Below are 14,087 nucleotides of genomic sequence, written 5' to 3' on the forward strand. Positions count from 1 at the left end.
CCAAAGCCAGACAGGTGCGCAAGGGCAATTTATTCACAATGCACTGACTGCGGAAAAAAACAGCAAACGAGTCACTTTCTCTGAAGAAACAGGCGGCAACTGCCGCCTTTTCAATCAGTTTGCGATAACCAATGTATTAAACGGCTTTTACTGCATCTGCGATTTGGTGAGCAAAAGAAGTCACCTGAGCTTCATCCTCACCCTCAACCATCACGCGAATGAGTGGCTCCGTTCCGGATTTACGCAGCAACACCCGACCACGGTTGCCCAATGCAGCTTCCACTTCAGCCGTAACGCGTTTGACCTCTTCGTTTTCAAGAGGATCGCCGCTGCCTGCGGTAAAGCGAACGTTAACCAGAATCTGCGGGAAGAGCTTCATCCCGCTACACAGATCGTGCAGGCTCATGTGGTTACGAACCATTGCGGTGAGTACTTGTAACCCTGCGATGATACCGTCGCCAGTCGTCGTTTGATCAAGAAGAATAACGTGCCCTGAGTTTTCAGCCCCAATCCGCCAGCCTTTCTCCTGCAGTTTTTCCAGCACATAGCGGTCACCGACTTTGGCACGAGCAAATGGAATGCCCAACTGCTTCAGCGCCACTTCAAGCCCCATATTGCTCATTAGCGTACCCACGGCACCGCCGCGTAGTTGCCCCTGACGCAATCCTTCCCGGGCAATAATATAAAGGATCTGATCGCCATCGACTTTATGCCCCAGGTTATCCACCATGATCACCCGGTCACCGTCACCGTCAAACGCAATGCCGAGGTCGGCTTTTTCCGCCAGCACGCGTTCTTGCAGCATACGCACATCCGTCGCACCGCATTTTTCATTAATGTTCACTCCATCTGGCTCACAGCCGATGGCAATGACTTTTGCGCCTAGCTCACGCAATACATTAGGTGCGATGTGATAAGTCGCGCCGTTGGCGCAGTCTACGACGATTTTGAGGCCATTCAGGCTCAGTTCATTCGGGAACGTGCCTTTACAGAATTCAATATAGCGACCTGCTGCATCAACAATACGGCTGGCTTTACCCAACTCTGCCGAATCCACACAGGTGATCTCTTTTTCCATCTCAGCTTCAATAGCTTCTTCGACTTCATCCGGCAGTTTAGTCCCGTCGATGGAGAAGAATTTGATGCCGTTGTCATAGAATGGATTGTGTGAAGCGGAGATAACAATGCCGGCTTCCGCGCGGAATGTACGGGTTAAGTAAGCAACCGCAGGCGTAGGCATTGGCCCGGTGAAAGACGCGGACAATCCGGCTGCTGCCAGACCCGCTTCCAGTGCAGACTCCAGCATGTAGCCGGAAATTCGCGTGTCCTTACCAATAATAATTTTACGCGAACCGTGACGCGCGAGGACTTTGCCCGCAGCCCAGCCCAGTTTCAGAACGAAATCAGGGGTTATAGGCGCATCGCCCACGCGACCACGAATACCATCGGTGCCAAAATATTTACGGTTACTCATAGTATTTGTTTTCCTTCACTGAAAGCGTAGCTTCGACCACGCGCATAGCTTCAACAGTCTCTTTTACGTCATGGACGCGAAGAATTTGAGCCCCCTGCATCGCAGCAATCACCGCACAGGCCAGGCTACCGCTCAGGCGTTGATCCGGGCCAACATTCAGCAGTTGCCCGACCATCGATTTACGGGACATTCCTACCAGCAGCGGCATACCATAGTGATGAAATTCAGAAAGGCGAGCCAATAACTGATAATTGTGGGTGAGATTCTTACCGAAACCAAAGCCCGGGTCGAGCAGCAATTTATCTTTTGAGATCCCTGCGGCCTCACAGCGGGCAATGTGCTCCACAAAGAAGCGATTCACATCGGCAAATACGTCATCGTACTGTGGCGCCTGTTGCATCGTTTTCGGTTCACCCTGCATATGCATCAGGCAAACGGGGAGCCCCGTTTCCGCAGCAGCAGCTAGCGCACCAGGTTCCGTTAAGGAACGAATATCGTTGATAAGATGTGCCCCCACTCGTGCAGATTCGCGAATAACTTCGGCTTTTGATGTATCCACCGAAACCCAGACTTCAAAACGTTGAGCGATCGCTTCGACCACCGGAATAACGCGCTCAAGTTCTTCTTCTGTGCTCACCTCTGCCGCACCAGGCCGGGTTGACTCTCCGCCAACATCAATGATTGTGGCTCCGGCATTGATCATCGCGTTTGCATGCTTGAGGGCTTCAACCAGAGAATTGTGCTGCCCCCCGTCGGAAAAAGAGTCCGGCGTGACGTTTAAAATCCCCATGACGTGAGGATGCGAGAGATCCAGCGTGGAGCCTTGCGCGGTGAGTTTCATTCTTCTTCCTTTGCGTTCGTCTTAGGCTGTACAAAAACAAAAACCCCGGGGCAAGCCCGGGGTTCATAGATTACTGCAAAAACATCAGTCGTGAGCGTCTTATTTGTCGCCCAGTTGCTCTGACATCGTGTTACCTGGATTTGGCGTGCGCGGTTCATCAACCGGGCGTGGCGCATTCGGGGTACCGTTGTTGTCAGAGTTATTGCTGTTTTTGCTCGCATCTTCCCAACCTGCTGGCGGACGCACTTCGCGGCGCGCCATCAGGTCGTCAATCTGCGGGGCATCGATGGTTTCATACTTCATCAATGCGTCTTTCATGGTGTGCAGAATATCCATGTTCTCATTCAGCAACTGGCGAGCACGAGCATAGTTGCGTTCAATCAGGGACTTAACTTCCTGATCGATGATACGCGCGGTCTCATCAGACATATGCTTCGCTTTTGCCACTGAACGGCCCAGGAATACTTCACCATCTTCTTCCGCATACAGCAGCGGACCAAGTTTGTCGGAGAAGCCCCACTGGGTCACCATGTTACGCGCCAGGTTAGTCGCCACTTTAATGTCGTTCGACGCACCGGTAGAAACATGTTCTGGCCCGTAGATAATCTCTTCAGCCAGACGACCGCCATACAGCGTGGAAATCTGACTTTCCAGTTTCTGACGGCTGGCGCTGATTGCGTCGCCTTCAGGCAGGAAGAAAGTCACACCCAGCGCACGGCCGCGAGGGATAATCGTCACTTTGTGTACCGGATCGTGTTCCGGTACCAGGCGACCGATAATCGCATGGCCAGCTTCGTGATATGCGGTTGATTCTTTCTGCGCTTCCGTCATCACCATGGAGCGGCGTTCTGCACCCATCATGATTTTGTCTTTCGCTTTCTCGAATTCAACCATCGAAACCACGCGCTTGTTACCGCGAGCAGCAAACAGCGCTGCTTCGTTTACCAGGTTGGCCAGATCGGCACCGGAGAAGCCAGGCGTACCACGAGCGATAATTGCAGCGTCGATGTCCGGAGCAAGCGGTACGCGGCGCATATGCACTTTCAGGATCTGCTCACGACCACGAACATCCGGCAGGCCGACAACAACCTGACGGTCGAAACGGCCTGGACGCAGCAACGCAGGGTCAAGCACGTCAGGGCGGTTAGTTGCCGCAATAACGATGATCCCTTCATTGCCTTCAAAGCCATCCATCTCAACCAGCATCTGGTTCAGGGTTTGCTCACGTTCGTCGTGACCGCCACCCAGACCAGCACCACGCTGACGACCGACGGCATCGATTTCATCGATAAAGATAATGCACGGTGCCGCTTTTTTGGCCTGTTCGAACATGTCACGCACACGGGATGCACCAACACCAACGAACATTTCAACAAAGTCAGAACCGGAAATTGTGAAGAACGGTACTTTCGCTTCACCAGCAATCGCTTTTGCCAGCAGCGTTTTACCCGTACCCGGAGGGCCGACCATCAGCACGCCTTTCGGGATTTTACCGCCCAGTTTCTGGAAGCGGCTTGGCTCACGGAGGTATTCAACCAGCTCACCCACCTCTTCTTTCGCTTCATCACAGCCAGCGACGTCAGCAAAGGTAGTTTTGATTTGGTCTTCCGTTAACATGCGCGCCTTGCTCTTACCGAACGACATGGCACCTTTGCCACCGCCGCCCTGCATTTGGCGCATAAAGAAGATCCAGACCCCAATCAGCAGCAGCATTGGGAACCAGGAAATGAAGATAGTTGCCAGCAGACTCTGCTCTTCAGGCGGCTCGCCCACAACTTTCACATTCTTGGTAATCAGATTATCAAGCAGCTTGGGATCATTAACGGGGATGTAAGTCGTGTATCGGTTACTATCTTTCTTGGTAACGTTGATTTCACGTCCGTTGATGCGCGCTTCGCGAACCTGGTCCTGATTAACTTCAGACAGGAAAGTGGAGTAATCCACCCTACGGCCATTTGACTCGCTGGGCCCAAAGCTCTGGAATACCGACATTAGCACAACGGCAATGACCAGCCAGAGTATTAGGTTTTTCGCCATGTCACTCAAGGGATTAACCTCATATTACAACTGTGTTAACAAACAGCGTCAGGGTACTATAGTTTGCGCCCGGTCGCTACAATGTACACTTCACGTGAGCGGGCACGAGAAGAGTCCGGCTTACGAACTTTAACCGTCGTAAACAGGGAGCGAATTTCTCGCAGGTATTCATCGAAACCTTCGCCCTGAAACACTTTCACTACAAAACTACCGCCCGGCGCCAGTACGTCCCGACACATTTCCAGTGCCAGTTCAACCAAGTACATAGCGCGGGGAATATCGACTGCCGGTGTCCCGCTCATGTTTGGCGCCATATCTGACATGACAACCTGCACTTTACTGTCACCAACACGTTCCAGCAGGGCCTTGACGACTAATTCATCACGAAAATCGCCCTGAAGGAAGTCCACACCAACGATAGGATCCATTGGTAAAAGATCGCAAGCGATGATTCGCCCCTGATTCCCGATTTGCGTCACGACATATTGTGACCACCCGCCGGGTGCAGCACCAAGATCAACAATAGTCATTCCTGGCTTAAAAAGTTTGTCACTTTGCTGTATTTCATCAAGTTTAAACCAGGCACGGGACCGCAACCCCTTTTTCTGTGCCTGTTGAACATATTTATCGCTAAAGTGTTCCTGCAGCCAGCGACTGGAGCTGGCAGAACGCTTCTTACCTGTCATCTCAATATCCAACTTTGTTCATCGTGAATAGCAGGCTAACTAACAATCAGCACAGCCGATTTGGCGATACACTGGAGATGGCGGTAGAATGAACCGTTTTCAATCCCAACGTAAGCAAAAAATACGATGAATCTGAGTACTAAACAAAAACAGCACCTAAAAGGTCTGGCCCATCCGCTCAAGCCGGTGGTTATGCTTGGCAATAATGGTTTGACCGAAGGGGTACTGGCCGAGATTGAACAAGCGCTTGAGCACCATGAATTAATCAAGGTGAAGATCGCAACGGAAGATCGCGAAAACAAAACCTTAATTGTGGATGCCATCGTGCGGGAAACCGGCGCCTGTAACGTACAGGTCATCGGTAAAACGCTGGTGCTCTATCGCCCTTCTAAAGAGCGTAAGATTTCTCTGCCGAAATAAGCAGAGGTGTGCAAAATGCCACGCTATGTTCGTTGATAAAAGGCCGCTATGCGGCCTTTTTCTTTTCTTTACAATACGCCAACCCTTTAGTGGGCGTAGTAAAAATTACAGATATTCTACCTTTAAGATTTCAAATTCGACATCGCCACCCGGCGTGCGAATTACGACAACATCATCGCATTCTTTACCCACAAGACCGCGAGCAATAGGCGAATTTACAGAGATAAGATTCTTTTTAAAATCAGCCTCATCGTCGCCAACGATGCGATAAGTAAGCTCTTCGTCATTGTCCAGGTTCAGTACTGTTACGGTAGTACCAAAAATCACACGGCCATTATTTGGCATTCTTGTGACATCGATCACCTGAGCATTAGAAAGCTTAGCTTCGATATCCTGGATGCGGCCTTCACAAAAACCCTGCTGCTCACGCGCGGCATGATATTCAGCATTTTCTTTCAGATCGCCATGTTCACGAGCTTCGGCAATGGCAGCAATGATTTCAGGACGGCGAACGGATTTCAGGAAATCCAGTTCTTCGCGAAGTTGTTCAGCGCCACGTAAGGTCATCGGAATAGGTTGCATTTGTTATACCTCTTAAAATCAGTCCTCTGCAGCAGGGCAAAACACCGCGCTGGCTTAAGAGCATGGCCGGTAACGTGCGTCTCTCCGGCAACAAATAAAAGAAAACCGACCCGGGGTGATAACTCCAGGTCAGTAACAGTTTTCAAATTGACCGGTATTTTACCCTGGAGTTCCCTAAGGGTCATCGTTTACTTTGCACCATAATGCACCGTAGTATGGCGGTCACGTTTCCAGGCCGTTACCGCGAGATTATGCGATTTTTGAGATTTGTCATTGGGTTGACCGCTGCCGTAGCCATGAATGTTCAGGCTGCGAACGTTGAAGAGTACACCTCCCAGTTGCCTGACGGGGCGAACCTGGCGCTGATGGTGCAAAAAGTCGGTGCCACGAGCCCGTTCATCGATTATCACAGCCAGCAAATGGCTCTGCCTGCCAGTACTCAGAAAGTGATTACGGCGCTAGCGGCCCTCCTTCAACTGGGCCCGGATTTTCGTTTTACCACAACGTTAGAAAGTCGTGCTCAAATCGATAATGGCGTACTTAACGGCGATCTTATCGCCCGCTTCGGCGGCGATCCTACGCTAAAGCGTCAGGATATTCGCAACATGGTTGCCGAATTAAAAAAAGCAGGCGTCCAACAGATTAAGGGCAACGTGCTGGTCGACACATCTATTTTTGCCAGCCACGATAAAGCCCCCGGCTGGCCGTGGAACGACATGACGCAGTGCTTCAGCGCACCGCCAGCCGCCGCCATAGTAGACCGAAACTGCTTCTCTATTTCCTTATACAGCGCCCCGAAAGCTGATGATTTAGCCTATATCCGCATTGCTTCTTACTATCCAGTGGTGATGTTTAGTCAGGTCAGAACGCTGGCCAAAGGCTCTCCCGACGCCCAATACTGTGAACTGGATGTTGTCCCAGGCGATCTCAACCGCTATACGCTTACAGGCTGCCTTACACAGCGTGCCGATCCGCTGCCATTAGCCTTCGCCATTCAGGATGGGGCCAGCTATGCAGGCGCAATCATCAAAGATGAATTGAAGCAGGCAGGGATCAGCTACAGCGGAACACTGCTGCGCCAGACGCAACCTAATGAGCCGGGAACGGTTATCGCCAGCAAGCAATCAGCACCGCTACACGATCTGCTTAAAATCATGCTCAAGAAATCCGATAACATGATTGCCGATACCGTATTCAGGACCATTGGACATAACAGGTTGGGTGTTCCTGGCACCTGGCGGGCAGGTGCTGATGCTGTACGCCAGATATTGCGTCAAAAAGCAGGCGTAGATTTGGGGAACAGTATTGTCGTCGATGGCTCAGGCCTATCGCGTCATAACCTGATTTCACCGGCCACAATGATGCAGGTGCTGCAATACATCGCACAGAACGATAATCAGCTAAACTTTATCTCCATGCTTCCACTCGCTGGTTATGATGGCTCCCTGCAGTATCGCGCAGGCCTGCATCAAGCGGGCGTCGACGGCAAAGTGTCGGCGAAAACAGGCTCGTTGCAAGGGGTTTATAATCTGGCTGGCTTCATTACAACGGCAAGCGGGCAACGTATGGCTTTCGTGCAGTATCTCTCCGGCTATGCCGTTGAACCTGCAGACCAACGTAATCGCCGCATTCCGCTAGTGCGCTTCGAAAGCCGACTTTACAAGGATATTTACCAAAATAATTAGCTATGAAACTGCTTATTGTTGAAGACGATTTACTGCTACAGGAAGGTCTTTCACTGGCATTAGGCGGTGAAGGCTATGCGTTGGACTGCGCCGCCACGGCAGCGGAGGCCGATGCTCTGCTGCAAAGCGGTGAATACAGCCTGATCATTCTCGACCTGGGCCTCCCTGACAAAGACGGTGCGACACTGCTAAGCCAGTGGCGTCGTCGCGGGATAAAAAATCCTGTGCTTATCCTGACCGCTCGTGATGCACTTGAAGACAGGGTAAACGGTCTGGACTCCGGTGCTGATGATTATCTGGTTAAACCTTTTGCGCTGGCAGAGCTTCAGGCGCGTGCAAGGGCATTGATCCGCCGCTATCAGGGCCACAGCGACAACCTGCTTCAGGAAGACGATTTAACTCTCAATTTGCAGACTCAGCAGGTGCTGCTCGCCAACCAGGCTGTAGAAATTACGCCCAAAGAATTCGCGCTTCTGACCCGCCTGATGATGCGCATCGGCCAGACGGTCCATCGCGAAACACTGCAGCAGGATATTTACAGCTGGCAGGACGATCCGGGCTCCAATACCCTTGAAGTGCACATTCATAATCTACGTCGAAAATTAGGCAAAGACAGAATCAAAACCGTGCGTGGCGTTGGCTACCGGCTGGAAACCCGTTCATGAGCAGCATGCGCCGGCGCCTGATGATCCTGCTGGCGCTTATTTTGCTTTTCTTCCAGCTGATTAGCGTTGTCTGGCTTTGGCATGAAAGTCGCGAACAGATTGGCTTTTTGGTGAGTGAAACGCTCTCCGCAAAAGCCCGAAACCAGCAGGTCGAGAAAGAGATTCGTGAAGCGATTGCCTCTCTGCTAGTCCCTTCTCTGGTTATGGTTGCCTTTACGCTGTTTTTCTCTTTCTGGGCAATTACCTGGATAACCCGTCCGCTAAATCAATTGCGTTCAAGCCTGGCTAACCGTTCAGCCGACAACCTCACTCCCCTACCCATGTTTTCCGACATGGACGAAATGGTGGCAGTGACCAATTCCCTCAACCAGTTGCTTGGCCGTCTGGACCATACCATTCAACAGGAGCGCTTATTCACTGCAGATGCGGCCCATGAACTGAGAACACCGCTTGCGGGCCTCAGGTTACATCTGGAATTAATGGTAAAAAATGGGGTAACACAGGCCCCGATGCTGCTAACACGTATCGATCAGCTCATGCATACCATTGAACAGCTCCTGATGCTTTCCCGCGCCGGGCAAGCTCTGGCCAGCGGACATTACAATACTCTGACCTGGAGCAGCGACATCGTTGCGCCGCTGAAGATGGAAATGGAAGAATTGGCTGCGCCTCGCGGGCAAAAGCTCATCTGGCCTGCGGATTTATCTCTGACCGTGCAGGGTGATGCCGTGCTGCTGCGTTTAATGCTGCGTAACCTGCTGGAAAATGCCTCCCGCTATAGCCCAGAAAAAGGCGTGATTCATGTGATGTTGGCAGAGAAAGAGGGAGGAACTCTGTTGAGCGTTGCCGACAGCGGGCCGGGCATTAAAGCTGAGTATCTTCAGCAGATAACGGAACCTTTCAGGCGTATGGACCAGCGTTACGGCGGTAGCGGGCTAGGCCTGAACATTGTGCTACGTATTGTGCAGCTCCATCATGGCCGTCTTGAACTGGATAACCGCGCTGAAGGCGGCTTGCAGGCTGACTGCTGGCTTCCGAACAGCATCCAATAAAAAAGGCCGGGAGCACCGGCCTTCTTCGTTTGAGACTTACTTCTGGTAGATAATTTCGACGCCTTCGTCGTCTTCATCGTCCCAGTCGTCATCCCAGTCTTCTTCTGCTTCAGCTTCCATTTCGTCGAGCTGCTGGCGATGGTAATCATCCCACATAAACTCGACTTTCTCTGGCTGCTTGGCGACTTCAGCCGCCGTAATTGGGTTTTCGATGATAAACGTCATCACATCCCAGCAGAGGTCTTTCACGCCCATCTGGCTTGCCGCAGAGATAAGGTAGAATTTATCTTCCCAGCCGAGTGCTTCGGCAATCGCCTTCGCCTTCTCTTCAGCCTGCGCTTTGTCCATCAGGTCGATTTTGTTAAATACAAGCCAGCGAGGTTTAGATGCCAGGCTTTCGCTGTATTTTTCCAGCTCGCCAACGATGATACGGGCGTTTTCAACCGGATCGGAACCATCGATAGGCTCAATGTCGATGAGATGCAGCAGCACGCGACAGCGCTCAAGGTGCTTAAGGAAGCGAATACCGAGGCCAGCACCGTCGGCAGCACCTTCAATCAGTCCCGGAATATCCGCGACAACGAAGCTCTTCTCGTTATCCATACGGACAACGCCAAGGCTTGGCACCAACGTGGTAAACGGATAATCAGCCACTTTTGGCTTCGCAGCAGATACCGCACGGATAAAGGTGGATTTACCCGCATTTGGCATACCCAGCATACCCACATCAGCCAGCAGCATCAGTTCTAGCTGCAGGTCGCGTTTTTCACCTGGCGTCCCCATCGTTTTCTGGCGTGGAGTACGGTTAACCGAGGATTTAAAACGGGTATTACCCAGACCATGCCAGCCGCCTTTAGCAACCATCAGCTTCTGACCGTGCTGAGTCATATCGCCCATGGTTTCGCCGGTGCCCTGATCGATAACTCGGGTACCGACTGGCACCTTCACGGTGACGTCATGTCCACGCTTACCGGTACAGTCACGGCTTTGGCCGTTCTGGCCACGCTCGGCGCGGAAGGCTTTTTCAAAACGGTAATCGATGAGTGTGTTCAGGTTCTCGTCAGCTTCAAGCCATACGTCACCACCATCACCACCATCACCGCCATCCGGGCCGCCTCTCGGGATATATTTTTCACGGCGGAAGCTAACGCAGCCGTTACCACCATCACCTGCTACGACCAGGATCGTTGCTTCATCAACAAACTTCATCTTACTTCTCCGTAAATCATTCGCCCGAACGCTGCACTGGTGTGGCCGTTTCGGTTTTATGCCAGCGCCCCCAAAGGCGATGGCCAATCGCGGAATACATCGCACCAGCCACAACCACAAGTGCCCCGATATAACCCACGAGGTTAAGCATCGGTATGGCGAAATACTCGGGCCAGGCCTGAGACAGCAGGTCTGAGAACAACAACGTAAATAACGGGGTTAGCGTAATGATGGCGCTAACCTGGGAGGCCTGCCAGCGCGCCATCGCCTCAGCGAGCGCGCCATATCCTACCAGCGTATTCAGACCGCAAAAAACCAGACATGCCAGTTGCCAGCCACTAAGCTGGAAAATCACACCTGGTTTTGCCAGCGGCAAAAGTGCAATAGTACATAAAGTGTACAACAAAAAGAGAATCTGCTGTGAGGCTAACCGGCGTAATAACACCTTCTGTGCCACACCATAGCTGACCCAAACCGTTGCCGCCAGCACGCCGAAGATGACACCAAGGGTGTAATCCGTCAGGCGAGTAAAAATCTCTACAAGACTGGTGTTGAAAAACATCACCAGACCACACAAGAGCATAATGGCACCAATAATCTGTGTGCCACGCATTCTCTCTTTCAGCACTACTACGCTCGCCACCATCATTCCTACAGGGGAAAGCTGGCCAATAACCTGAGACGCAGTAGGACTCAAATACTGCAGGGAAGAACTAAAGAGCAGAAAGTTGCCAAACAATCCGCCTGTCGCGATCGCTAACAACACTAGCCACCGGGGCTTGCGGAACATTCTGAGCGGCGGCAATTTTCCCCGAATCGCAAGGAAAATACCCAGACCAATACTGGCCATCAAAAATCGATAAAAGACCACGGTCGGCGGTGCCATGACCGGAAGCACCTGCTTCATCGCTATAGGTAAAGCACCCCAGCACATCGCCGTGGTTAACGCTAAAAGAATACCGATTCCCGCCTGCTGCCCCATGCCCATTCCCTGTTTTAATTTACCAGGCGTACAATGTAAAAAGCCCCGCAACACGTTGCGGGGCTTTCATCCGTTACCGGACCGAAAAACTTACTCAGCAACGATGCTGATGTATTTACGATTGTTCGGGCCTTTAACTTCGAATTTTACTTTACCGTCTGCTTTAGCAAACAGGGTGTGGTCACGACCACAACCTACATTGTTGCCAGCGTGGAATTTGGTGCCACGTTGACGAACGATGATGCTACCAGCCAGTACAGTTTCACCACCAAAGCGTTTTACACCCAGGCGTTTTGCTTCTGAATCGCGACCGTTACGAGTTGAGCCGCCAGCCTTTTTATGTGCCATTTAATCTACTCCTCAGGTCTTAGGCGCTGATGCCAGTGATTTTCACATCAGTGAACCACTGACGATGGCCCGCTTGCTTACGATAGTGCTTACGGCGACGGAACTTAACGATCTTAACTTTCTCGCCACGACCGTGAGCAACAACCTCAGCCTTAATAACGCCACCATCAACGAAAGGAACGCCGATTTTGACTTCTTCACCGTTTGCGATCATCAGAACTTCAGCGAACTCAACAGTTTCGCCAGTTGCGATGTCCAGCTTTTCCAGGCGAACGGTCTGACCTTCGCTTACTCGGTGTTGTTTACCACCACTTTGGAAAACCGCGTACATATAAAACTCCGCTTTCCGCGCTTGCCTTTCATTGGATTCAGGTAGCGCTATAAATATTCACAATAGGGCGCGAATATTACGCAAATCGTGAGGGTTTGACAAGCCCGATCGTCAATTACCGTAGAAAAAAAACGCAACAGCACACACACCGTTTATCTGCCTCGTTTTTTCAGTACAATCTGTACTACAGTATCGAACCTCAACCCTCTCGTTATGCCATACGGACATGGAATAAACAGGACGAAAGCCAGACTTTTGCGATGAATTTAGAAAAAATTAATGAGTTAACCGCGCAAGATATGGCGGGTGTCAATGCGACAATCCTTGAGCAATTGAATTCCGATGTCCAACTGATCAACCAGTTGGGTTACTACATTGTCAGCGGGGGCGGTAAACGCATCCGTCCAATGATTGCCGTGCTCGCTGCACGGGCGCTTTCCTATGAAGGGCAGGCCCATGTCAGAATTGCAGCGCTGATCGAATTCATACATACCGCTACTCTGCTTCACGATGACGTCGTGGACGAATCAGATATGCGTCGGGGTAAAGCTACCGCCAATGCGGCTTTCGGCAACGCAGCAAGCGTCCTGGTCGGTGATTTCATCTATACGCGAGCATTTCAGATGATGACCAGCCTCGGTTCACTGAAAGTGTTGGAGGTGATGTCAGAGGCCGTAAACGTCATCGCTGAGGGCGAAGTGCTGCAGCTGATGAACTGTAATGATCCTGACATCACTGAAGAAAGCTACATGCGGGTCATCTACAGCAAAACGGCTCGCTTGTTTGAAGCCGCTGCTCAATGCTCCGGAATTCTGGCGGGTGCTACGGAAGTTCAGGAAAAAGCCCTGCAGGATTATGGGCGTTACCTGGGCACAGCCTTCCAGCTTATAGATGACCTGTTGGATTACAGCTCAGACGGACAAACGTTGGGTAAAAACGTAGGCGACGATCTGAACGAAGGCAAACCGACGCTGCCGCTGTTGCACGCGATGCGCAATGGCTCACCAGAGCAAGCGCAGATGATCCGTGAAGCGATCGAACAAGGAAATGGGCGTCACCTGCTAGAACCCGTATTAAAAGCCATGTCGGATTGCGGTTCCCTGGAATGGACTCGCCAGCGTGCCGAAGAGGAAGCGGATAAAGCGATCGATGCTCTCTCTGTCCTCCCTGATAGCCCACATCGAGAAGCTCTGATCTCTCTGGCCCACATGTCCGTACAGCGCGATCGTTAGCCTGGACTTTAGCGCGCCGAAAAGGCGCGCTAAAGTTTCCAATAAATCATTCCCCTCACCTTTCCCTTCTTTTCCTTTTCTAATCATTTTCATTAGCTTTCATCATATTTGCGGATGGAAACACAGAATTTATTATTCCTTGCACTTACTGGAATCATTTGGAAATTTTTATGTTATAAATTTCCAGTATTATTGCTCAGTTCAGAGCAGGACTTGTAAGATTACAGGGAGAGATTATGGAAAATCAGTATGTGGACTGGCATCCGGCAGACATCATTGCCGGCCTGAGAAAAAAGAGAACGTCGCTTGCCGCCTTATCACGTCAGTCAGGTTTAAGCTCATCAACGCTCGCAAATGCGTTATCGCGCCCATGGCCTAAAGGGGAGTTTATTATCGCTCGGGCTTTAGGCGTAGCCCCTCAGATCATCTGGCCCTCGCGTTACCACGATCCGGTAACCCATGAGTTTATCGACAGAACCAGAAAGATTCGGCAGCAATAAAAAAGCCGGGGCATGCCCCGGCTTTTTGTCACGATAAAAAGTC

General features: G+C 51.4%; 15 protein-coding genes. 6 read left to right on the top strand and 9 right to left on the bottom strand.

The window, feature by feature from the left end; all coding sequences use genetic code 11:
• Window positions 1-136: 136 nt before the first annotated feature.
• The 4 genes from glmM to rlmE all read right to left on the bottom strand — a co-directional run bounded on the left by glmM (window position 137) and on the right by rlmE (window position 5,038).
• A complete protein-coding gene (gene glmM, locus B9Y90_RS08560) occupies window positions 137-1,474 on the bottom strand; it encodes a phosphoglucosamine mutase (RefSeq protein ID WP_085540975.1) in 1,338 nt (445 codons plus the stop codon).
• Window positions 1,467-2,315: a dihydropteroate synthase gene (gene folP / locus B9Y90_RS08565; protein ID WP_039288092.1), complete on the bottom strand. Its 849-nt coding sequence runs from the start codon at window positions 2,313-2,315 to the stop codon at window positions 1,467-1,469. The genes glmM and folP overlap by 8 nt, the downstream gene beginning before the upstream one ends.
• Before the next feature lie 99 nt (window positions 2,316-2,414).
• Window positions 2,415-4,352 (bottom strand): ATP-dependent zinc metalloprotease FtsH, encoded by a 1,938-nt coding sequence (gene ftsH / locus B9Y90_RS08570; RefSeq protein WP_039288095.1) that lies wholly within the window; start codon window positions 4,350-4,352, stop codon window positions 2,415-2,417.
• Between the two features lie 56 nt (window positions 4,353-4,408).
• Window positions 4,409-5,038, bottom strand: a complete 630-nt coding sequence (rlmE, locus tag B9Y90_RS08575; RefSeq protein WP_008454794.1) for a 23S rRNA (uridine(2552)-2'-O)-methyltransferase RlmE — start codon at window positions 5,036-5,038, stop codon at window positions 4,409-4,411.
• Window positions 5,039-5,164: 126 nt separating this feature from the next.
• Here rlmE and yhbY point away from each other — a divergent pair, with 126 nt between their 5' ends.
• Window positions 5,165-5,458 carry a ribosome assembly RNA-binding protein YhbY gene (yhbY, locus tag B9Y90_RS08580; protein ID WP_039288098.1) on the top strand — a complete coding sequence of 98 codons (294 nt, stop codon included), beginning with the start codon at window positions 5,165-5,167 and terminating at the stop codon, window positions 5,456-5,458.
• Between the two features lie 105 nt (window positions 5,459-5,563).
• On the opposite strand, the gene greA is transcribed toward yhbY, so the two are convergent.
• Window positions 5,564-6,040, bottom strand: coding sequence for a transcription elongation factor GreA (gene greA, locus B9Y90_RS08585; protein WP_039288100.1), 477 nt, complete (start codon window positions 6,038-6,040; stop codon window positions 5,564-5,566).
• A 251-nt stretch (window positions 6,041-6,291) separates the two neighbouring features.
• Between greA and dacB the strand changes: the two genes are divergently transcribed.
• From dacB to pmrB, 3 genes are read left to right on the top strand one after another with little or no spacing between them, the layout of a single operon-like run.
• Window positions 6,292-7,725 (top strand): serine-type D-Ala-D-Ala carboxypeptidase, encoded by a 1,434-nt coding sequence (gene dacB / locus B9Y90_RS08590; RefSeq protein ID WP_039296331.1) that lies wholly within the window; start codon window positions 6,292-6,294, stop codon window positions 7,723-7,725.
• Between the two features lie 2 nt (window positions 7,726-7,727).
• Entirely contained in the window at window positions 7,728-8,390 is a 663-nt protein-coding gene (gene pmrA, locus B9Y90_RS08595) for a two-component system response regulator PmrA (RefSeq protein WP_085540976.1), read from the top strand.
• Window positions 8,387-9,442, top strand: a complete 1,056-nt coding sequence (gene pmrB / locus B9Y90_RS08600; protein ID WP_039288105.1) for a two-component system sensor histidine kinase PmrB — start codon at window positions 8,387-8,389, stop codon at window positions 9,440-9,442. The genes pmrA and pmrB overlap by 4 nt, the downstream gene beginning before the upstream one ends.
• Before the next feature lie 36 nt (window positions 9,443-9,478).
• Here the strand turns inward: pmrB and cgtA are convergent, their stop codons facing one another.
• From cgtA to rplU, 4 genes are all read right to left on the bottom strand, one after another.
• Window positions 9,479-10,651 (bottom strand): Obg family GTPase CgtA, encoded by a 1,173-nt coding sequence (gene cgtA, locus B9Y90_RS08605; protein WP_039288108.1) that lies wholly within the window; start codon window positions 10,649-10,651, stop codon window positions 9,479-9,481.
• A gap of 16 nt (window positions 10,652-10,667) precedes the next feature.
• Entirely contained in the window at window positions 10,668-11,633 is a 966-nt protein-coding gene (locus B9Y90_RS08610; RefSeq protein WP_039288111.1) for a DMT family transporter, read from the bottom strand.
• A gap of 90 nt (window positions 11,634-11,723) precedes the next feature.
• Window positions 11,724-11,981: a 50S ribosomal protein L27 gene (gene rpmA, locus B9Y90_RS08615; protein WP_007673187.1), complete on the bottom strand. Its 258-nt coding sequence runs from the start codon at window positions 11,979-11,981 to the stop codon at window positions 11,724-11,726.
• A 19-nt stretch (window positions 11,982-12,000) separates the two neighbouring features.
• The gene (gene rplU, locus B9Y90_RS08620) at window positions 12,001-12,312 is read right to left on the bottom strand and encodes a 50S ribosomal protein L21 (RefSeq protein WP_008454812.1); all 312 of its coding nucleotides are present in this window, start codon (window positions 12,310-12,312) and stop codon (window positions 12,001-12,003) included.
• Window positions 12,313-12,572: 260 nt separating this feature from the next.
• Here rplU and ispB point away from each other — a divergent pair, with 260 nt between their 5' ends.
• Window positions 12,573-13,544, top strand: a complete 972-nt coding sequence (ispB, locus tag B9Y90_RS08625; protein WP_039296334.1) for an octaprenyl diphosphate synthase — start codon at window positions 12,573-12,575, stop codon at window positions 13,542-13,544.
• 236 nt (window positions 13,545-13,780) lie between these two features.
• Window positions 13,781-14,044 (top strand): DNA-binding transcriptional regulator SfsB, encoded by a 264-nt coding sequence (gene sfsB, locus B9Y90_RS08630; RefSeq protein WP_039288118.1) that lies wholly within the window; start codon window positions 13,781-13,783, stop codon window positions 14,042-14,044.
• Window positions 14,045-14,087: the final 43 nt, after the last annotated feature.

Origin of the sequence: Cedecea sp. NFIX57 (assembly GCF_900177785.1) — a bacterium.
GTDB lineage: Bacteria > Pseudomonadota > Gammaproteobacteria > Enterobacterales > Enterobacteriaceae > Cedecea > Cedecea neteri_C.